This window comes from Albidovulum sediminis, assembly GCF_025380365.1.
Taxonomy (GTDB): domain Bacteria; phylum Pseudomonadota; class Alphaproteobacteria; order Rhodobacterales; family Rhodobacteraceae; genus Albidovulum; species Albidovulum sediminis.
On record NZ_JAOCQF010000001.1, the window covers coordinates 507,493 to 526,625 of the forward strand.

Annotated in this window: 22 protein-coding genes; 15 read left to right on the top strand and 7 right to left on the bottom strand. The window is 70.5% G+C overall.

Going from position 1 to position 19,133, the window contains the following annotated elements; all coding sequences use genetic code 11:
• The first annotated feature begins 78 nt into the window (after positions 1 to 78).
• A complete protein-coding gene (locus N5I32_RS02470) occupies positions 79 to 591 on the top strand; it encodes a lipocalin/fatty acid-binding family protein (protein WP_261493803.1) in 513 nt (170 codons plus the stop codon).
• On the opposite strand, the gene N5I32_RS02475 is transcribed toward N5I32_RS02470, so the two are convergent.
• Positions 548 to 1,444: a helix-turn-helix domain-containing protein gene (locus tag N5I32_RS02475; protein ID WP_261493804.1), complete on the bottom strand. Its 897-nt coding sequence runs from the start codon at positions 1,442 to 1,444 to the stop codon at positions 548 to 550. The genes N5I32_RS02470 and N5I32_RS02475 overlap by 44 nt on opposite strands.
• 100 nt (positions 1,445 to 1,544) lie before the next feature.
• Here N5I32_RS02475 and N5I32_RS02480 point away from each other — a divergent pair, with 100 nt between their 5' ends.
• From N5I32_RS02480 to N5I32_RS02490, 3 genes are read left to right on the top strand one after another with little or no spacing between them, the layout of a single operon-like run.
• Positions 1,545 to 1,772, top strand: a complete 228-nt coding sequence (locus tag N5I32_RS02480; RefSeq protein WP_261493805.1) for a DUF2061 domain-containing protein — start codon at positions 1,545 to 1,547, stop codon at positions 1,770 to 1,772.
• On the top strand, positions 1,765 to 2,673 hold the full coding sequence (locus N5I32_RS02485; protein ID WP_261493806.1) for a fatty acid desaturase: 909 nt from the start codon (positions 1,765 to 1,767) through the stop codon (positions 2,671 to 2,673). Before N5I32_RS02480 ends, N5I32_RS02485 begins: the two co-directional genes overlap by 8 nt.
• A 49-nt stretch (positions 2,674 to 2,722) precedes the next feature.
• Positions 2,723 to 3,616, top strand: coding sequence for a DMT family transporter (locus tag N5I32_RS02490; RefSeq protein ID WP_261493807.1), 894 nt, complete (start codon positions 2,723 to 2,725; stop codon positions 3,614 to 3,616).
• Between the two features lie 2 nt (positions 3,617 to 3,618).
• On the opposite strand, the gene N5I32_RS02495 is transcribed toward N5I32_RS02490, so the two are convergent.
• Together N5I32_RS02495 and N5I32_RS02500 are read right to left on the bottom strand one after the other, a co-directional pair.
• Positions 3,619 to 4,311: an NUDIX hydrolase gene (locus N5I32_RS02495; RefSeq protein ID WP_261493808.1), complete on the bottom strand. Its 693-nt coding sequence runs from the start codon at positions 4,309 to 4,311 to the stop codon at positions 3,619 to 3,621.
• Positions 4,304 to 4,693 (bottom strand): DUF983 domain-containing protein, encoded by a 390-nt coding sequence (locus N5I32_RS02500; RefSeq protein ID WP_261493809.1) that lies wholly within the window; start codon positions 4,691 to 4,693, stop codon positions 4,304 to 4,306. The genes N5I32_RS02495 and N5I32_RS02500 overlap by 8 nt, the downstream gene beginning before the upstream one ends.
• 168 nt (positions 4,694 to 4,861) lie before the next feature.
• Here N5I32_RS02500 and N5I32_RS02505 point away from each other — a divergent pair, with 168 nt between their 5' ends.
• From N5I32_RS02505 to N5I32_RS02520, 4 genes are read left to right on the top strand one after another with little or no spacing between them, the layout of a single operon-like run.
• Entirely contained in the window at positions 4,862 to 5,587 is a 726-nt protein-coding gene (locus N5I32_RS02505) for an EF-hand domain-containing protein (RefSeq protein WP_261493810.1), read from the top strand.
• Between the two features lie 55 nt (positions 5,588 to 5,642).
• Complete coding sequence (locus tag N5I32_RS02510) at positions 5,643 to 6,269, top strand: RNA polymerase sigma factor (protein WP_261493811.1); 627 nt, start codon at positions 5,643 to 5,645, stop codon at positions 6,267 to 6,269.
• Between the two features lies 1 nt (position 6,270).
• The gene (locus N5I32_RS02515) at positions 6,271 to 6,627 is read left to right on the top strand and encodes a hypothetical protein (RefSeq protein WP_261493812.1); all 357 of its coding nucleotides are present in this window, start codon (positions 6,271 to 6,273) and stop codon (positions 6,625 to 6,627) included.
• Positions 6,624 to 7,100, top strand: coding sequence for a periplasmic heavy metal sensor (locus N5I32_RS02520; protein ID WP_261493813.1), 477 nt, complete (start codon positions 6,624 to 6,626; stop codon positions 7,098 to 7,100). The genes N5I32_RS02515 and N5I32_RS02520 overlap by 4 nt, the downstream gene beginning before the upstream one ends.
• Positions 7,101 to 7,283: 183 nt before the next feature.
• Here N5I32_RS02520 and N5I32_RS02525 read toward each other — a convergent pair whose 3' ends face one another.
• Positions 7,284 to 8,663 carry a diguanylate cyclase gene (locus N5I32_RS02525; RefSeq protein WP_261493814.1) on the bottom strand — a complete coding sequence of 460 codons (1,380 nt, stop codon included), beginning with the start codon at positions 8,661 to 8,663 and terminating at the stop codon, positions 7,284 to 7,286.
• 89 nt (positions 8,664 to 8,752) lie between these two features.
• Between N5I32_RS02525 and N5I32_RS02530 the strand changes: the two genes are divergently transcribed.
• From N5I32_RS02530 to N5I32_RS02560, 7 genes are all read left to right on the top strand, one after another.
• Complete coding sequence (locus N5I32_RS02530; protein ID WP_304504711.1) at positions 8,753 to 9,043, top strand: DUF3572 domain-containing protein; 291 nt, start codon at positions 8,753 to 8,755, stop codon at positions 9,041 to 9,043.
• Between the two features lie 117 nt (positions 9,044 to 9,160).
• Positions 9,161 to 9,877 (top strand): HAD family hydrolase, encoded by a 717-nt coding sequence (locus N5I32_RS02535; RefSeq protein WP_261493815.1) that lies wholly within the window; start codon positions 9,161 to 9,163, stop codon positions 9,875 to 9,877.
• Positions 9,878 to 9,965: 88 nt separating this feature from the next.
• Positions 9,966 to 11,519, top strand: coding sequence for a trimethylamine methyltransferase family protein (locus N5I32_RS02540; protein ID WP_261493816.1), 1,554 nt, complete (start codon positions 9,966 to 9,968; stop codon positions 11,517 to 11,519).
• 96 nt (positions 11,520 to 11,615) lie between these two features.
• Positions 11,616 to 12,185, top strand: a complete 570-nt coding sequence (locus N5I32_RS02545; protein ID WP_261493817.1) for a heme NO-binding domain-containing protein — start codon at positions 11,616 to 11,618, stop codon at positions 12,183 to 12,185.
• Positions 12,185 to 13,204, top strand: a complete 1,020-nt coding sequence (locus N5I32_RS02550; protein ID WP_261493818.1) for a diguanylate cyclase domain-containing protein — start codon at positions 12,185 to 12,187, stop codon at positions 13,202 to 13,204. Before N5I32_RS02545 ends, N5I32_RS02550 begins: the two co-directional genes overlap by 1 nt.
• Before the next feature lie 585 nt (positions 13,205 to 13,789).
• Positions 13,790 to 14,563, top strand: coding sequence for an SDR family oxidoreductase (locus N5I32_RS02555; protein WP_261493819.1), 774 nt, complete (start codon positions 13,790 to 13,792; stop codon positions 14,561 to 14,563).
• 22 nt (positions 14,564 to 14,585) lie between these two features.
• Positions 14,586 to 15,443 carry a fumarylacetoacetate hydrolase family protein gene (locus tag N5I32_RS02560; protein ID WP_261493820.1) on the top strand — a complete coding sequence of 286 codons (858 nt, stop codon included), beginning with the start codon at positions 14,586 to 14,588 and terminating at the stop codon, positions 15,441 to 15,443.
• A gap of 9 nt (positions 15,444 to 15,452) precedes the next feature.
• On the opposite strand, the gene N5I32_RS02565 is transcribed toward N5I32_RS02560, so the two are convergent.
• The 3 genes from N5I32_RS02565 to N5I32_RS02575 all read right to left on the bottom strand — a co-directional run bounded on the left by N5I32_RS02565 (position 15,453) and on the right by N5I32_RS02575 (position 19,122).
• Entirely contained in the window at positions 15,453 to 16,697 is a 1,245-nt protein-coding gene (locus N5I32_RS02565; protein ID WP_261493821.1) for a mandelate racemase/muconate lactonizing enzyme family protein, read from the bottom strand.
• A 99-nt stretch (positions 16,698 to 16,796) separates the two neighbouring features.
• Positions 16,797 to 17,876, bottom strand: a complete 1,080-nt coding sequence (locus N5I32_RS02570) for a Zn-dependent alcohol dehydrogenase (protein WP_261493822.1) — start codon at positions 17,874 to 17,876, stop codon at positions 16,797 to 16,799.
• A gap of 22 nt (positions 17,877 to 17,898) precedes the next feature.
• The gene (locus tag N5I32_RS02575) at positions 17,899 to 19,122 is read right to left on the bottom strand and encodes a TCR/Tet family MFS transporter (RefSeq protein ID WP_261493823.1); all 1,224 of its coding nucleotides are present in this window, start codon (positions 19,120 to 19,122) and stop codon (positions 17,899 to 17,901) included.
• Positions 19,123 to 19,133 lie beyond the last annotated feature (11 nt).

The window sequence follows — 19,133 nt, forward strand, 5'->3', positions numbered from 1 at the left end:
AAGCCCGGATGGCATCCGCCCTTGCGCTTTTCGCCCGCGCGTGCGGAGACTGCGACAAACAGGCAAGGGGGCGGGGCGATGCGCAAGGGGCTGAGGTTGGCCGTGGTTCTGGCACTGCTGGCGGGGTGCAGCGTTGGCCCGGTGGCGCCTCTGCGCGACCCCGGCGTGCCGCTGACGTCGCTCGCACTCTTCGACCCGGCGCGGATGGCGGGCGAGTGGCATCTGGCGGCGGCCTTCGCGGGCGATGTCGGCTGCGGGCCGGTCTCCGAACGCTGGGTGCCAAGGGGCGACGGATCGCTTGCGGTGACGGGCAGCGCCTGCCGCGACGGCCGCAGGGTCGCGCTCGACACGGTGGCGATGCCCTCCGGTCCGGGGCGGTTCACCCGCCGCGGCGCGCTGGGGGCAGAGTCGCTGTGGATCCTCTGGGCCGATGCCGACAACCGGGTTGCGGTCGTGGGAACCCCGGACGGAAGCTTCGGGCGCGTGCTGACGCGCGAACCGGTGCCACGCGGCGACCTGATGCAGGCGGCGCGCGACGTGCTGGACTTCAACGGCTACGATCTGGCCCGGCTGGTCGCGGCGACGCCCTGACCTCGTCCTGCAAGGTCTTGAGGAGCGCGGGGAAATCCCGCGCGCCGACTTCGGCCTCGCGCACCAGCCAGTCGAAGTGCTGGGTGATCGCGCCGACCCGCTGGCTGTCGCGAAAGGCGACATAGTGGCGGCCGAGGTAGATCACCGCCAAGAGCGGGCCGAAGACGGTGACGGGCGCCGAGAACACCCGCCGCGCGTCGAAGACGTAAAGCCTCAGGCGCGGATAAAGCTGGTCGCTGATCTGGGCCAGCCGGTCCAGTTGCGCCGCCCGGACCGGGGCGGGCAGGCCGGCATAATAGCCCTCGGCCCGGGCGAAGGCGCGCAGTTCGTGGAGCGGCATGGCAATCTCGTAATCCGAGCGCGCCGAGCGCATCCACTCCAGCCGGTCCTCGCTCGCCCCTATGGCCTGATCGGCGCTGCGGCCCAGTTGCGGCTCGTACTCCCAGCGCAGCATCTCTCGGGTCTTGAGCATGTCGGGCAGGGTCGCGGGCACATGGCGCACCTTGTAGCCGGCCGCCTCCTGGTGCCAGCCGAAAATCGTCTCGTCGATGAGCGCGCGCGGCGCCTCGGTCAGGGTGAGCGAGGTCGCCAGCAGGTTCGCCAGCGGTTCGGGCCGTTCGGTCAGGCCCAGCAGCCAGTCGGCCGAGACGGCCAGCGCCGCCGCGCATTCGGCCACCACCTGCGCGTTCGGAAGCCGCGCCGTGCCGCCCGCCAGAAGCTGAGAGATCGTGGACCGGTCCACCCCCACCTTGCGGGCCAGGCCGCTTTGCGTCTCGGCCTTGTCGGCCATGGCCTGAGAGAGCCGTTCGCGGAACAGCGCGGCGCGATCTCGTTTGTCTGTCTTTTTCAGCATGTGATGATTTTAATCACGGATGATGAGAATTGTTAATCATATTCCGGATACGAAATCTTCGCCCGCCGTCCTAACACGGAAAAAACGGCAGAGGGGCAACATGGACACGCGCGGGCGCACGATTCTGAAGGCGATCTTGTGGAACCTGCTGGGGCTGGTGTCGATGTCGCTGGTCGGGCTTTTGATGACGGGGTCGGCCGCGCTGGGCGGGGCGCTTGCGGTTGCGAACACCGCCCTGGGGTTCGCCGCCTATGTCCTTTACGAACGCTGCTGGGCGCGAGTGTCCTGGGGGCGCCTCGGCGCGGCCGGAGGGCGACGCCATGTCTGAGCGCCAGGGCGGGGTCGAGTGGCCGACGTTTCTTCTGCTGGTGGCGGTGCACCTGGGCTGGGTGCTTGCGACGACGGTGCTGGCAGATATCTGGTTGCCGCTCGCGCTGGCCGTCCTGGTGCTGGCGATCGTCCTTCATTCCTCGCTTCAGCACGAGGTTCTGCACGGCCACCCGTTCCGCATCCGCTGGCTGAACGAGGCGCTGGTCTTCCTGCCGGTGGGGCTCGCCTATCCCTACGGGCGTTTCCGCGATACGCACCTCGCGCATCACCGCGACGAACGGCTGACCGATCCCTATGACGACCCGGAGTCGAACTTCCTCGACCCCGCGGTGTGGGATCGGCTGCCGCGCTGGCGCCAAAGGCTCCTGCGGTTCAACAATACGCTGGCCGGGCGGATGCTGGTCGGGCCGGGGATCGGGGTGGTGTCCTTCATCGCCGGCGACCTGCGCACCCTGCGTTCGGGCGACCGCGTGGCCGCGCGGGCCATCGCGCGCGACTGGGCGCTGCATGGCGCGGGGCTGGTGCTGGTCGCGCTCTGGATCGGCGCCACCGGCTTTCCCTGGGGGGCCTACCTTCTGGCGACCTACGCGGGCATGTCGATCCTGAAGATCCGCACCTACCTGGAACATCGCGCGCACGAACTGGCGCGCGGTCGCACGGTGATCGTGGAAAAGGGGGGCATCCTGCCGTTCCTCTTCCTCAACAACAACCTCCACATCGTCCACCACACCAAGCCCGGCGTCGCCTGGTACCGCTTGCCACGACTTTACGCGGAGAACCGCGCGGCGTTCCTGCAGCGCAACGACGGATATTTCTACGCCTCGTACGGAGAGATCTTCCGCCGCCACCTGCTGAAGGCGAAGGACCCCGTGCCGCATCCGCTGATGCGGCGGAAGTGACCTTTCCCCCCGCGCCGCCGCGTGCGACAAGCGTCGGGCGGGAGGGGCCATGGAACTCTGGATCGTCTTCACACTGGCCGCGGCGGCGATGCAGACGCTGCGCTTCATGCTGCAGAAGGTGCTGCAGGGCGCGGGCCTGTCGACCGGGGGGGCCACCTTCGCGCGGTTCCTTTTCGCCGCGCCGGTCGCCTGCGCCTGTGCAGGGGGCGCGCTCTGGCTCGGCGGGGAGGGGCTTCCGGCGCCCTCGGCGCGGTTCTGGGGCTTTGTCGTGGTGGGTGGCCTCGCGCAGATCGTCGCGACCTTCCTGACCGTGGCGCTGTTCGCGCTGCGGAACTTCGCCGTCGGCGTTGCGTTTACCAAGACCGAGACGGTGCAGGTCGCGCTTTTCTCCGCGCTGGTGCTGGGCGAGCCGGTCAGCGCCTTCGGCTGGGTGGCGATCGGCATCGGCCTTCTGGGCGTGCTGATGCTGTCGCGCGGGCCGGGTGCGGGGGCGCGGATCATCGGCCGCCCCGTCGTCTACGGGGTGCTGGCGGGCGGCCTCTTCGGCATCTCCGCCGTCGGCTACCGCGGCGCCACGCTCGACCTTCTGCCGCTGCCGTTCCTGACCCGCGCGGTCGTGGCGCTGGCGGCGGCGACGGTGCTGCAAAGCCTGGCCATGGGCCTCTGGCTGATCTGGCGCGAGCCTGGGGAGTTGTCGCGCGTGCTGGCGCGCTGGCGGCGCACCGTGCCGGTCGGGCTGACCGGCGTTTTCGGCTCAATGGGGTGGTTCGCGGCCTTCTCGCTCCAGAATGCCGCCTATGTCCGCGCGGTGGGGCAGGTGGAGATTGTCTTTACCCTCATCGCCTCGTCGTTGTTCTTCCGCGAACGGCTCAGGCTGCGCGAAGGCGCGGGCATCGCGCTTGTCGTCGGCTCGCTCCTCCTGATCGTGCTCGCGCTCGGCTAGGCTCAGGCGAGGCGGCGGAACGTCGGCCGGTCGGTCGAATTGTCGAAGAAGGGCACGCTGTCGGGCCGCCCGCCGCGCGCCAGAAGCGCGCCGACCTCGGCCAGAACCACCTCGGTGATGAAGGGCAGGTTCAGCCGCCGCGCCTCGGTGATTGGCACCCAGTGCAGGTGCGACAACTCGTCCGAGGCGCGGGAAAAGTTGTCGGGATCGCCCACGATATCGTCGGCGGAGGCCAGGAAGAAGCGCGCGTCGAAGCGGCGGGTGCGGCCCGGCGGGGTGATCGCGCGGAAGACGAAGGCGAAGGGCCCGGCATCGGGGCGGTGGCCGCTTGCGGCAAAGCCCCGCCAGTCGTCGGGAACCGCGCCGGGCCAGTCCCCGCGCGCGCCGAGGATCAGGCCGGTCTCCTCCCACAGCTCGCGCACGGCGCAGGCCGCGAGCGCCGCGCCAAGGCCGGGTTCCGCGACCTCGCCAAGGCGGCGCTGGCAGGTTTCCGGCAGCGGCCGCGCCAGCGGCACGGCGGCATCGGTCGGGTCGAGCGCGCCGCCCGGAAAGACATATTTCGAGGGCATGAAGGCCGCACCGGCGCCGCGCTGGCCCATCAGGACCGAGGGACCGGCCCCCGCGTCGCGCCACAGGATCACCGTGGCCGCGTTGCGGATGGCGGTCTTGTCGGGCGCGGTCGACGCCTCAGACATGCTCTGGCAGGCCGAAGCCGTGCATGCGCTTGGCCCACTGGATCGCGACGAAGACGCCCTTGAGCCGCGGCAGGAGGTAAAGCGACAGCGCGACGCAGCCGATCGCGAAACTGGTCGAGAGAATCCAGGGGTCGGGCTGGTACTTGGTGAAAACCCAGAGCAGGAGCGGCGCCATCAGGTGGCCGACGATGATGATGGTGACATAGGCCGGGCCATCGTCGGCGCGGTGATGGTGCAGTTCCTCGCCGCAGACGGCGCAGCTTTCGCGCACCTTCAGATAGCCGGTGAGCAGCGGGCCCGATCCGCAGTTCGGGCAACGGCGGCGCCAGCCGCGCAGCATGGCCGGCTTGATCGGCCGTTCGGTTTCGTCGGTGTCGGTCATGATCTCGCGTATCCCTGTGCGGCGCATGTAGCACCCGCCGCCCGTTTTGGGAAGCGCGACCGCCTTGCGCCGGAATGTCGCGGGCCTTGGCGACGGAAACCGGGCGCCGGTGCGTTTGACTTGCTGAGGGCGCACAGGACGTCCGGCGATTGCAAGCAGGAGATGACGATGAAGACCAGAACGATTCTCGTGGCGCTGACCTTGGGTGGCGCAATGATCGGTGCGGGGATTGCCGGTGCGCAGGGCATGGGCCAGGGGATGGGCCAAGGCCAGGGCATGGGCCAGGGAATGGGCATGGGTCAGGGACTGGGCCAGGGCATGGGCATGGGCATGGGCATGGGCTTTGGCCCCGATGACGAGATGATGGGGGGCATGATGGGCGCGATGATGCCGGATTTCGCGACCCTTGACGCCGACGGCGACGGCAAGGTCAGCGCCGAGGAGTTCGCGGCGTACCGGCTGGCCATGGTGTCGGGGATCGACGCCGACAAGGACGGAAAGATTTCCGCCGCAGAGCTTGAGGCGCACATGACCGCCCGCATGGCCGAGCGCGTGAAGGCCATGGCCGAAGCGCGGATCGCCGCGCAGGACCTTGACGGCGACGGCGCGCTCGGCCTTGAGGAGCTGATGGCTCCGCCGATGCCCGCGCGCATGTTCGACCGCGCCGATGCCGATGGTGACGGCGCGGTGAGCGCGGACGAGTTCGAGGCGGCAAAGGCGCGCATGCAGTCGATGCGCGAGGGCCGCGGCCGCGGCGACCGCCAGGGGCACGGCTACGGCCACGGCGGCGGGCACGGCCACGGCATGCATGACGGCGGCATGGGATACGGCGGCCACATGCATGACGGCGGCGGCTGGTTCGGGTGGGGTGCGCCCGACATGTGGAACCGCTAGGATCGCGGCATGAGGTTTCCCTTCCCGTGTGCCGGACCTGCCGGCGCACGGGGCTATGAACGAAGGGCGGGGCAGTCGCGTGCAGTCGGCGGCAGGACGGAAGGCGCGGGAAGGCGCGGGCGAGGCTGCCTCGGACGAGGTGCTTCTGGCGCTTTACGGCGCGGGCGATCCCGCCGCGGCCCGAAGCCTGGCAGACCGGCTTGCCCCGCTCGCCTTCCGGGTTGCGCAGCGCATGCTGGGCGATGCCGCAGAGGCCGAGGACATCGCACAGGAAGCGATGCTGCGGCTCTGGCGGGCAGCACCCGGATGGCAGCCGGGCGGCGCGCGGGTGTCGACCTGGCTTTACCGCGTGGCGGTGAACCTGGCGACCGACCGGTTGCGCCGCCGCCGCACGGGCCCGCTCGACGAGGCGGGCGAGGTGGCGGACGGAAGGCCCGGCGCGGTCTCGGCGCTGATCGAGGCGGACCGGGCCCAGGCCTTGGGCGCGGCGCTGATGTGTCTGCCCGAACGGCAGCGTCAGGCGGTGGTGCTGCGCCATCTGGAGGGCCTCGCCAACCCCGAGATCGCCGAGATCATGGACGTGGGCGTCGAGGCGGTGGAAAGCCTGACCGCGCGCGGGCGGCGCGCCTTGCAGGCGGCACTGTCGGGACGGCGCGATGAACTGGGATACGAGGAGGGCTGAGATGCCTGAAGAGATGGAGCTTGAGACGTTCTTCGCCGCGGCGCGGGCCGATCCGCCGGCCCCCTCGCAGGCGCTTCTGGCGCGCATCGCGGACGAGGGACGCGCGCTGCAGCCGCGGGGGCGGCCCCTTGTGGCTCCGGTACCGCCGCGCGGGAAAGGCACCTTCAGGTCGGTGCTGGACAGCATTGGCGGCTGGCCGGTCCTTGGCGGGCTGATGACGGCGGGATGTGCGGGGTTGTGGCTTGGCCTGTCGGATGCCGGCGGGCTTGGCGGTTATGTCTATGCCGGGGGGTCCGAGGGCTGGCTTTACGGGCCGGCGGACCTGGTCGCGCTGGCGGTGACGGAGGATGGGGTATGAACGAGACGCTCAAGGCCGGGGGCGGTGCCGGGCGCGGCGTGACGGTGGCGCTTGTGGCCTCGCTCGCGCTCAATCTGCTGCTCGGCGGGCTTGTCGCCGGGGCCGCGGTCCGGCATCACCGCGACATGGGGCCGGGCGACCGCGGCGGGCTGGCCTTTGCGCCCTATTTCGAATCGCTCGGCCGTGCAGACCGCGCCGCGATGCGCGAAGAGATGCTGCGCCGGATGCCCGCCCTGCGCGAGATGCACCGCGAGCGGAGCGATGATGTCCGTGCCTTCCTTGAGGTGATCCGCGCCGACCCCTTCGACCCCGAGGCCGCCGGGAAGGTGCTGGAGCACCAGCTTGGCCGCGCGTCCAGGCGGCTTGACGAAGGGCGGGAACTTTTCCTCGAACGTCTGGCCGCGATGACGCCGGAAGAACGGCTGGCCTATGCCGACCGGCTGGAGCAGGCGCTGGGTCGCAAGCGCGACTGACACCGGGCAGATCGCCGGTCGCGCCGTGGCGCGGGCCGGCGGGCGGCCAGGGATACGGCCAGGGGAGCGGCCGGGGGTGCGGCGCCGGCCGAGAGAAGGGCGGCGAAGGTCGTGCCTTTCCCGCCGGTGCCGCGCGGCCGGGTTTGCCCCGAAACATTTCGATGGACGACCCTTCCGCAGGGTTCAGGCGGCGCTGCGGCTGACCGTCACCTGGTTGCGCCCTTCGGTCTTTGACCGCAGGAGCGCGCGGTCGGCCGCGTCGAGCAGGACGTCGACCGAGGGCGATGCCTGCGCCGCGCCGCCCATCGCCAGCCCGATCGAAAGGGTGACGCGGGCGCTGTCGCCGTTGGGCAGGCGCACTGGCAGTTCCTCGACCGCGCGCCGGATGCGCTCGGCCAGGGTGCGCGCCGCGCCGGGCGCGGTTTCGGGGGCCGCGACCACGAATTCCTCACCCCCGATGCGGGCGGCAAGGTCGTCCGGGCGCAGGTTGGCGCGCAGGCGCCGGGCCACCTCGACCAGGACGGCGTCGCCCGCGGCATGGCCGAAGCTGTCGTTGACCGCCTTGAAGCGGTCGAGGTCGAGGACCATCACCGCCAGCGCCGTGCCGGAGCGGCGCGCGGCCTCGTCCATCCGCGCCAGCTGGGGCAGGGCGTAGCGGCGGTTGTGAAGGCCCGTCAGCGGATCGGTCACCGCCAGCCGCAGCCCGTCGGCGAGCGAGGTGCGAATCCGGTCCGCGCGCCGCTTGCGCGCCAGCTGGCAGGAGAGTCTCAGCGCGATCTCGGCGGGCGGCGCGGCGCCGTCGATCAGGTCGTCGGCCCCGAGATCGAGCGCGATGGCCGCCAGCGATCCGGCCGAGCGGGGCAGAAGCAGGCAGACCGCCGAGTGGCGGCTGGCCGGGCGCGAGCGCAGGTCCGACAGAAGTCGCAACGTCGCCTCCGGCCGGTCAGCCTCCATGGCGACGAGAAAGACGTCGGGCACCGGGCCAGCGGCCGAAAGGCCGAGTGCGGCGGTGTCGTCGAGCACGACGATGCGGTCAGCCGTCGCCCGCGCCAGCGCTCGGCGAAGGGCAAGGCCGCGGTCGAGCCGCGGGGTGACGATGGCGACCTGTCCCGGCGCGTCGAACCCCGGTTCGGTTTCTCCGAAGCCGGGAACCGGACACATGGCGCCCCCGATGCCGAACTGCGCGCCGGCATCGCGCGCGCGCAGGAGCGAGCGCAGGCGGGCGAGAAGGAGCGAATCGTCGATCGGCTTCCAGAACACCTCCGCGGCGCCGGCGCGCAGCGACTCGATCCGGCGCGCCTCGTCCTGCCGCGCGGTCACCATCACCACCGGAATCTCGCGGGTGAGCGGGTCGGCCTTCAGCCGCGCGCAGACCTCCGGCCCGCTCATGTCGGGCAGTTCGACGTCGAGGAGGATGAGATCGGGCCGCGCCTGGCGGGCCAAGGCGATCGCCTCGCCCCCGCAAGCGGCCTGAAGCGTCTCGTAAAAGGCCGAGGCAAGCTTGACCTTGAGCACGATCCGGTTCGTCGCGATGTCGTCCACGATAAGGATGCGCTCTGCCATGATACCCGTCTACCCGCTTTACTTGTTTGCACTGTCCGCACATCCTGCGCCCGAACTGGTTAACAAAAGATTTCGGGGCGGCGGCGAAATTGAGCAAGATCCGGCAGGAAGGGGCAGGTGCCGAAACCGTGGCGATCGGGGCGCTGGGCTGGATCGCGGGCGACGCGGAGTTGCTCTCGACCTTCCTCGGATCGTCGGGGTTGATGCCCGAGGATCTTCGCCGGCGCGCGGGCGAACCCGAAGTCCTGGCCGCGGTCCTCGATTTCCTGCTTCTGGACGACGCCTGGGTAATCGCCTTCTGCGATTCCGCGGGGCTGGGCTATGACCGGGTTCGGCAGGCGCGCGCCGCCCTGCCGGGGGCCGCACCCGACTGGGGATGATCGCCGCGTGCGGCGGGGGCTGATCGCCGCGAGCGGCAGGGGCTGATCACCCGGTCGGCCCTTGCCAGCCCTGGGCGAATCCGCCAGTGTCGCGCGGCTTTCAGGGCGGAGGAACCGATGCGCGCGATCCGGGGTCTGGTGTTCGACAAGGACGGAACGCTCTTTGATTTCCGCGCGACATGGAGCGTCTGGACCCGCAGGCTTCTGCTGGAACTGACCGCGGGCGAGGAAGCCCGTGCCGCGGGAATCGGCCGGGCGATCGGCTATGACCTCGCCACCGGCGATTTCGCGCCCGACAGCTACGTCATCGCCCACACCCCGTCCGAGATCGCGGATGCGATGATGCCGCATCTGCCGGGGACGGATCGCGCCGCACTTGTGGCGCGCATGTCCTCGCTGGCGACCGAAACCGACCTGGTCGCCGCGACCGACCTGCCGCCGCTCTTTGCCACGCTGAAGGGGGCGGGGCTCAGCATCGGCCTGGCCACCAACGATTTCGTCGTGCCCGCGCGCGCGCATCTCGAACAGGCCGGGGTGACGCGCTATTTCGATTTCGTGTCGGGCTTCGACAGCGGCTATGGCGCCAAGCCGGAGCCGGGGCCGCTTCTGGCCTTCGCAGCCAGCGCGGGCCTGGACCCGGCCGAGGTGGCGATGGTCGGCGACAGCGTGCATGACCTTGTCGCGGGGCGTGCCGCCGGGATGCAGACCGTCGGTGTCCTGACCGGGATCGCGGGACCGGACGAGCTTGCCCCCCATGCCGACGTGGTCCTTCCCCACATTGGCCACCTGCCGGACTGGGTCGCGCGTGCCGGCGCGGCGGCTGCGGCGGGCTGAAAGCGCAAATACGACACATTCTGTCGCGAAAGTTGGCGAACCCCGCGCACCGGCCTTCGATTGTGCAGGAAAGACGGGGGAGGCCGCGATGTCCGACGATCTGAAACGCAAGCGCAGCGGGGGACGCACCGGCAACGCGCGGCGCGCCGGTGGCCAGGCGATTTCGCAGATGTCCTGGCGCATCCCGGTCAACCCCGACCGGCCGATCGAGCCGATGGGACCGGAGGGGGTCGAGGCGATCCACAAGGGCGCCATGCGCATCCTCAAGGACATCGGCATCCGCTTCCTCAACGACGAGGCGCTGGGCCTGTTCGCGCAGGCGGGATGCCGGGTCGAGGGCCAGACCGTTCGGATGGACGAGGATTTCGTGATGGAGATGGTGGCCCGCGCGCCGGCCGAGTTCACCATCACCCCGCGCAACCCCGACCGGATCCTGCCGATGGGCGGCAAGCACATCCTGTTCGGCAACGTCTCCTCGCCGCCGAACTACTGGGATCTGGAGCGCGGCAAGGTCTCGGGCTTCATGGACGGGTTCCGCGACTTCATCAAGCTGACGCAGTATTTCAACTGCATCCACTTCGCCGGCGGCTACCCGGTGGAGCCGATCGACATCCACCCCTCGGTGCGCCACCTCGACTGCGTCTACGAAAAGCTCGTCCTGACCGACAAGGTCGTGCATGCCTACAGCCTCGGCAAGGAGCGGGTCGAGGACGCGATGGAGATGGTGCGCATCGCCGGCGGCCTCAGCCATGAGGAGTTCCGTGCGACGCCGCGGATGTTCACCAACATCAACTCCGTCTCGCCGCTCAAGCACGATTTCCCGATGATCGACGGCGCGTTGCGGCTGGCACGGGCGGGGCAGGCGGTGATCGTGACGCCCTTCACGCTGGCAGGAGCGATGGCGCCGGTGACGATGGCGGGCGCGGTGACGCTCTCGATCGCCGAGGCGCTCGCGGCCATCGCGCTCATCCAGTATGTCGCCCCCGGTGCGCCGGTGATGATCGGCACCTTCACCTCCAACGTCGACATGAAGTCGGGCGCGCCCGCCTTCGGCACGCCCGAATACATGCGCGCGACCCAGATGACCGGGCAGATGGCGCGTTTCTACGGGCTGCCGCTCCGGTCTTCCGGCGTCTGCGCGGCCAACATCCCCGACGGCCAGGCGATGTGGGAAACCTCGAACAGCCTCTGGGCGGCGGTGCAGTCGGGCACCAACCTCGTCTATCACGCCGCCGGCTGGCTCGAGGGTGGGCTGATCGCCAGCCCCGAGAAGTTCATCATGGACTGCGAAGTGCTGCAGATGATCCAGCGCTACATGGAGCCCGAGGTCTGGGCGACCACGCCCGAGGACATCGCCATCGGCACCATCGCCGAGGTGGGCCCCGACGGCCATTACTTCGGCTGCCAGCACACGCAGGACCGCTACACCACCGCCTTTTACCAGCCCTTCGTCAGCGACTGGCGCAACTTCGAGGCCTGGCAGATCGACGGCGCGGTGTGGACGCCCGAACGCGCCCACCGGATCTTCCGCGCGATCATGGCCGAGTTCGAGGCTCCGCCGATGGATCCGGGTGTGCACGAGGAACTCAGCGCCTTCGTCGCCCGCCGCAAGGCCGAGGGCGGCGCGCCCACCGACTTCTGAGCGCCGGAGCCGCAGCGGGCCGCATGGGGCCGCAGCGATCTTTGCCTTTTCTTAACCCGGCGGACGCTAGGCTTGCGCGAGGAGGGCAGGCTGGCCATGCACGGACTCATCAATCGCTCGATCCAGTGCTTCCTGCGCGACACCTACGGGGCCGCGCTATGGACGCGCGTGGCCGCGGCTACGGATGTCTCGGCCGAGGGGTTCGAGACCATGCTGACCTATGCCGAGGCGCTGACAGACCGGGTGATCGACGTGGCCGCGCGCGAGCTTGACCGGCCGAGGGAGGCGCTGCTGGAGGATCTCGGGACCTACCTCGCCTCGCTCGAACCGCTGCGCCGGCTTCTGCGCTTCGGCGGCGTCGACTACATCGATTTCCTTCATTCGCTCGACGAACTGACCGAACGCGCGCATCTTGCGGTGCCCGAACTTGATCTGCCCGACATCCGCTTGATCCCGGTCGGCCCCGACCGCTACCGCCTCGCCTGCGCGGGGCGTCGCGGCTATGGCGCCGTCTTCGCGGGCATCCTGCGCGCGATGGCCGACGATTACGGCGCGCTCGCGCTCATCGACGCCGAGGAGGGGGCGGAGGCGGTCGGGATCGAACTGTTGCAGTCCCGCTTCGCCGAGGGGCGGCGGTTCGACCTCGCACTCGGGAGCGGGCGATGATGGATGGCCCGCCCCGCCCCGCGCCGGCCGCGATCCCGCTGGACGGGCTGGCGCGGCTCTTGCCGATGCACGCGGTCCTGTCCGAAAGCGGCCATGTCCGCGCGGCCGGCCCGACGCTGCGGCGCATCTGCGGCGACATCGACCTTGTGGGCCGCCGATTCCTCGACTTGTTCGAGGTCACGCGACCCCGGCCGGCCCAATCGCTGTCCGATCTGTTTGCCATCAGTGACCGCAAGATCATGGTCCGCTTCCGCGCCGACCCCGCGCGCCAGCTTCGCGGGCACCTGGTGTGCCTGGGGCCGGGCGAGGGGGCGATCGTCAACCTGTCCTTCGGCATCTCCGCCGCCGAGGCGGTGCGCGACCACGGGCTGAGCCATGCGGATTTCGCGCCCACGGACCTGACGGTGGAACTGCTCTACCTGACCGAGGTCAAGGCGGCGGTGATGGGGGAGCTGAAATCGCTCAACCAGCGCCTGCAGTCGGCCCGCAGGACGGCCGAGGCGCAGGCGCTGACCGACCCGCTGACAGGGCTGTCCAACCGCCGCGCCTTCGACCTGGCGCTGGACCGCGCCGTCGCCGGGGTGGCGCGCGGCGCGACCTTCTCGGTCCTGCATCTCGACCTCGACCGGTTCAAGCAGGTCAACGATGCGCTTGGCCATGGCGCAGGCGACGTGGTCCTGACCGAGGTCGCCCGCATCCTGCGCGCGCAGTTGCGCCAGAACGATGTCGTCGCCCGGGTCGGCGGGGACGAGTTCATGGCGATCCTGACCGGCGCGACCGAGATTGACACGTTGGCCGGGATCTCCGGGCGGATCATTGCGGCGCTGGAACAGCCGATCGACTACGACGGCGCCACCTGCCGGATCTCCGGCAGCATCGGCATCGCCCGTTCGGTCAGCTACGACCGCCCCGATCCGCGCCGCCTGATCGAGGATGCGGACGCGGCGCTCTATCACTCCAAGCACATGGGGCGCGGCCGCACGACGATCGATCGCCCCGACCGCGACGCCGCCGCCTGAGGCTGGACCTGCGGTCGGTCTGCCGCGCGGGCGGCAGGCCGGACATGTCCGGAGCGGAGGGGAAGAATGGCCCGGCGCGGAGGGCGCCGGGTGTGGCCCCCGAACGGGCATTCGCGTGGTATTCAACCGCGGCGGCGCGGGGAAGGGCGCGCCCGCCCACGCAGGTCGCGCGCGGTCTGGCGGCGCCTTTCTAGCGGCGGCCTTGCCGCACGACGGGGCCGGTGCCGGTGCGGTCGATCCACTCCGGGCCGTGACGGGAGCCGGTGCCGATGCCCCTGCCGGTGGCCGGCACGGGCGGGACCGGAGTGGTGCGCCCCCGCCCCCCCTTCTGCCTCTCGCCTCTTCCCGGTCGCGTCCGCGCGTTGCCCGCCCTCGAACGGTCCCGTCCCCGCTCGCCGGCGGGGCAGCCGGTGTGCCCTGGCAGCGGCGCGGGGCGGGGCAGGAACGGGGCCAACTGCGCGCGCCGCGCGGTCTCGCGCCGCCCGCAGCCGCAGAGCGTCGACCCGAAAGGGGCGAATCCGGTTGCCATCGTCGTCGGTTCGTGACGGATTTACCCCTGCGGGCGCGCAGCGGCGGAGGATGGCGATGGGGAACACGGGCGGCGGCACGGGCGGCGGCACGGGGCGACTGCGGGGCAAGACGGTGGTGATGACGGCCTGCGGGCAAGGCATCGGGCGCGCCGCCGCGATCGCCTGCGCAGGCGAGGGCGCGCGCGTGATCGCCACGGATGTGAACACGGAGCTTCTGCGAGGCCTTCAGGGCATGGAGACCGCACGGCTCGACGTGACCGATCCCGCGGCGATCCTCGCCTTCGCGGCCGAGGTGGACGGGATCGACGCGCTTTTCAACGTCGCGGGCTTCGTCCACCACGGCAGCATCCTTGAACTGACCGACGCCGACTGGGACGCCGCCTTCACGCTCAACGTCACCTCGATGATGCGGATGACGCGGGCCTTCCTGCCGGGGATGCTGGCGCGCGCAGAGGCCACGGGAACGGCCGCGATCCTCAACATGGCCTCCATGGCGTCCTCGATCAAAGGCTTTCCGAACCGCACCGCCTATGGCGCGACAAAGGCCGCGGTGATCGGGCTTACCAAGGCGGTGGCGGCGGATTACGTCCGGCAGGGGCTGCGCGTGAACGCGATCTGCCCCGGCACGGTCGACACGCCGTCGCTGCGCGGGCGCATCGCCGCGCAGGCCGACCCGGCGCAGGCGGAGCGCGACTTCATCGCCCGCCAGCCGATGGGGCGGCTTGCCACGGTTGACGACATCACCCCGCTTGTCGTCTATCTGCTGTCGGACGAAAGCCGCTATGTCACCGGGCAGGCGATGCTGGTGGACGGTGGTGCCACGATCTGAGAACAGCGACGGGAACGGGACGATGAAACTTGTGCGCTTTGGCCCGGCGGGGCAGGAACGGCCGGGGATGCTCGACGGCGCGGGCCGCGTGCGCGACCTGTCGGGGCGGATCGACGACCTTGCGGGGGCCGCACTTCTGCCCGAAGGCCTTGCCGCACTTGCCGCGCTCGACCCCGAAAGCCTGCCGCTGGTGCCCGGAACCCCGCAGGCCGACCTCAGGCTTGGCCCCTGCGTCGGCCGGATCGGCAAGTTCGTCTGCATCGGGCTGAACTATGCCGACCACGCCGCCGAAAGCGGCCTGCCGGTGCCGCCGGAGCCGGTGATCTTCAACAAGTGGACCTCGGCGGTCATCGGGCCGGACGACGACGTGGAGATCCCGCGCGGATCGGTCAAGACCGACTGGGAGGTGGAACTGGCCGTCGTCATCGGCAGGCCCGGCCGCTACATCGAGGAGGCGGAGGCACTGTCGCATGTCGCCGGCTACTGCGTGGTCAACGACATTTCCGAACGCGATTTCCAGATGAATCGCGCCGGCACCTGGGACAAGGGCAAGGGCTGCGACACCTTCGGGCCGATCGGCCCCTGGCTGGTGACACCGGATGAGGCGGGTGACATCGACGCCCTGCCGATGTGGCTTGAGGTCGATGGACACCGCTACCAGGACGGATCGACCGCGACGATGGTCTTCCGCGTGCCCTTCCTGATCCACTACGTCAGCCAGTTCATGTCGCTCCAGCCCGGCGACGTGATCTCCACCGGCACGCCGCCGGGGGTGGGCATGGGCCAGAAGCCGCCCGTCTACCTGAAGGGCGGCGAGGTCATGCGCCTCGGCATCGCGGGGCTGGGCGTGCAAACCCAGAGGGTCCGGCCGCCCCGCTGATCGGGCCCGTCAGTCCGGCCGTTTCGTCGTCGGCGCGCCACCCTCGAACCAGTTGGGCCTTGAATAGTCGCAGGGCGCCTCCTGCATCTGCAGGTGAAGGCCGGTCCCGGTGTAGGGATGGGCGCGGGCCAGATCCTCGTCGAACTCGATGCCGAGGCCGGGCGCGTCGGGGACGATGACATGGCCGTCCTCCCACCGGATCGAGTTCTTTATAAGCTTGAGGTGGAAGGCGCCGCCGGTCTCGATCGTCTCGACCATGAGGAGGTTGGGGATCGAGGCGCCAAGATGGATGTTGGCCGCCCATTCGACCGGCCCGGCGTAAAGGTGCGGCGCCATCTGGGCGGTGAAGACCTCGGCGATGGCGGCGATCTTCTTGCATTCCCAGATACCGCCTGCGCGGCCGAGTGCCGGTTGCAGGATGCGCGCGCCGCCGGTGCGGAGCACGGTGGCGAACTCGGCCTTGGTGGTGAAGCGTTCGCCGGTGGCGACGGGAATGCGCACCGCCTTCTGCACCTCGGCGAAGTCCAGGAGGTTGTCGGGCGGGATCGGTTCCTCGTACCAGAGCGGTCCGTAGGGTTCGATCGCCTGCGCAAGCCGCACCGCGCCCGCCACGTTGAACTGGCCATGCGTGCCGAAGAGAAGGTCGGCGCGGTCGCCCACCGCCTCGCGGATGCGCTTGCAGAAGAGGGCGGAGCGGCTGATGTCGGACTGGCTCGGATCGTGCCCGCCGCGGATCGTGTAGGGACCGGCGGGGTCGAACTTCACCGCGGTGAAGCCCATGTCGACGAAGCGCGCCGCGGCCTCTGCGGTCATGTCGGCATTGACCCAGAACTCGCCCGATTCCTTGCCCGGTTCGGGGTAGAGATAGGTGTAGGAGCGCAGGCGTTCGTTGATCTTGCCGCCGAGAAGCGCGTGGACGGGCCGCCCGCGCGCCTTGCCGAGGATGTCCCAGCAGGCGATCTCCAGTCCCGAGAAGGCGCCCATGACGGTCAGGTCCGGCCGCTGGGTGAAGCCCGAGGAATAGGCGCGGCGGAACATCAGCTCGATCATCTCGGGGCTTTCGCCCGCCATGTGACGGTTGAAGACGTCGGTGATCACCGCCTCCATCGCCTTCGGCCCGACCGAGGAGGCGTAGCATTCGCCGTAGCCCGTGATGCCGTCGTCGGTCGTCAGCTTGACGAAGATCCAGTAGCGCCCGCCCCAGCCGGGGGCAGGGGGGGCGACGGTGAAGATCTCGAGATCCTTGAGACGCATGGTTCCTCCGGTTCTGGCGGGGAGCGGGGGGCTTCGCGCCCCCCGGGACTGGGTTCCCCAGTCCCCCCCCCCCCGCGGGATATTTGGGAAAAGAAGAAGTCAGAAGATCAGGACATTGCGGCGGGCAGCTCCCGATCGGGTGTCGGCGATGGCGTCGTTGATCGCGTCGAGGGGCCAGCGGCCGGAGACGAGTTCGTCGAGCCGGAGGCGGCCCTGGCGGTAGAGATCGAGGATCCAGGGGATGTCGCGGGCAAGGACCGTGTCGCCCATGAAGGAGCCGGCGATGGCCTGGCCGGTGGCGGCGAGGACCACCGGTTCCCAAGCCGATGTGGCGCCCGAATGCGGCATGCCGACCGCGACGAGGCGGCCACCGGGGGCGAGGTAGCGGGGGGCGGTGTCGTAGGCGGGGATGGCGCCGACGGTGACGAGGACGGCGTCGGCGCCGCGGCCGGCGATCTTTCGGGCGGCGGACCAGGGCTTCGGGTCGGTGGCGAGGATCCCGTCGGTGGCGCCGAAATCGCGCGCGGCCGCGAGCTTGGCGGGGTTGGTGTCGACGGCGATGATGCGTGCCGCGCCGGCAAGCCGCGCGCCCTGGATCGCGTTCAGCCCGACCCCGCCCGCGCCGATGACCACCGCGACCTCGCCCGGGCGGATGCGGGCGGTGTTGACCGCGGCGCCGAGTCCGGTGATGACTCCGCAGGAGAGGAGGGCCGCCGCCGCCATCGGGATGCCCTCGGGCAGGGGGGCGATCTGGCTTTCATGCACGACCGTGCGTTCGGCGAAGGCGCCGCAGTCGAGGCCCTGCACCACCGGCGATCCGTCGGCGCGGGTGAAGGGCGGCGGCGTCCGTGGCGGATCGGCGCAGAGGGTCGGCCGTCCCGAGGCGCAGCGCGCGCAGCGGCCGCAGGCGCGGATCAGCGTGACGAGGACCGCATCGCCCGGTGCTGCGCCGGTGACGCCCGGACCCACGGCGGTGACACGGCCCGCTGCCTCATGTCCGAAGACGGCCGGAAGGTCGCCGCCCCAGCCGCCGTCGATATAGGTGATGTCGGAGTGGCAGATCGCGCAGGCCTCGATCGACACCTCGACCTCGCCGGGGCCGGGCGCGCGCAGGGTCAGGGTCTCGACCCCGAGGGGCGCGCCGAAGGCATTGCAGACCGCCGCTTTCACCTGAGTCATGGCCGCTCCCCCCCGTTCCGCCTCAAGTCTGGCGGGTGGGCAGGGCGGCCGCGCGCGCGGGCGCGACAAGGATCAGGACGCAAACGACCATGATCGCGGCCGAGAGCATGAACGGGGCGCCGGGCCAGTGATGGGGGGCGCCGGCGCGGGTGAAATGGGCGAAGATCCAGGTCATCAGGAGCGGCGAGGCGGTGGAGGCCACCGCCGAGACCGAGGCGATCACGCCCTGCAGCTCTCCCTGCTGGTCCTCGGGGGTGAGGTTGGTCATGCGGCCCTGCATCGCCGGGCCCGCGACATCGCCGAGTGCCGCGACGGGGGTGAAGGCGATGGCCCAGAAGCCCGAGGTGACGAGGCCGTAGAAGCCGAAGGTCAGCACATGCATGGCCGATCCGTAGACGGCCGTCCGCTCCTCTCCCCAGATGCGGGTGGCGGGGCCGACGCCGAGGCCCTGGACCAGCGCCATGAAGATGCCGAAGAAGGCGAGCGAGAGGCCGTTCCACCAGCCGTCCCAGCCGAACTGCGCGGCGCCGAAGTAGGACCAGACCGCCGGGTAGGCGGTGAAGCAGACGGTGTAGAGGAACATGACCACCAGGTAGCGGCGCAGTCCCGGCAGGTGGCCGATGGCGCGGAACGAGGCGAAGGGATTGGCGCGGGCGATGCTGATCGCGCGGCGGCGGTTTTCGGGCAGGCTTTCGGGCAGGATGAAGTACCCGAAAACGAAGTTCGCGGCGGCAATCGCGGCGGCGGCGTAGAAGGGCGCGCGCACGTCGAGGACCGAGGCCGCGCCGCCGATCAGCGGGCCGAGGACGAAGCCCACGCCGAAGGCCGCGCCGATCAGGCCGAAGTTGCGGGCGCGCGCCTCGGGGCCGGAGACGTCGGCCACGTAGGCGCCCGCGGTCGCATAGGTGGCTGCGGTCGCGCCTGCGACGACGCGCGCGGCCAGCAGCAGCCAGACCGACTGCGCCAGCGCCATCACCAGGTAGTCGAGCGCCATGGTGGCAAGTGCGGCCAGCATCACCGGCCGGCGGCCGAAGCGGTCCGAAAGGTTGCCGACGACCGGGCCGCAAAGGAACTGCATCGCCGCGAAGGCGGTGGCGAGAACTCCGCCCCACAGCGCCGCATCGGCAAGCGAGGCGCCGGTCACGTCGCGCATGAGGTCGGGCATCACCGGAAAGATGATGCCGATGCCGATGGAATCGATGGCGACGGTCGCCAGGATGAAGATGAGGGCAAGGCGGTTCTGCATGGGGGTCCCGG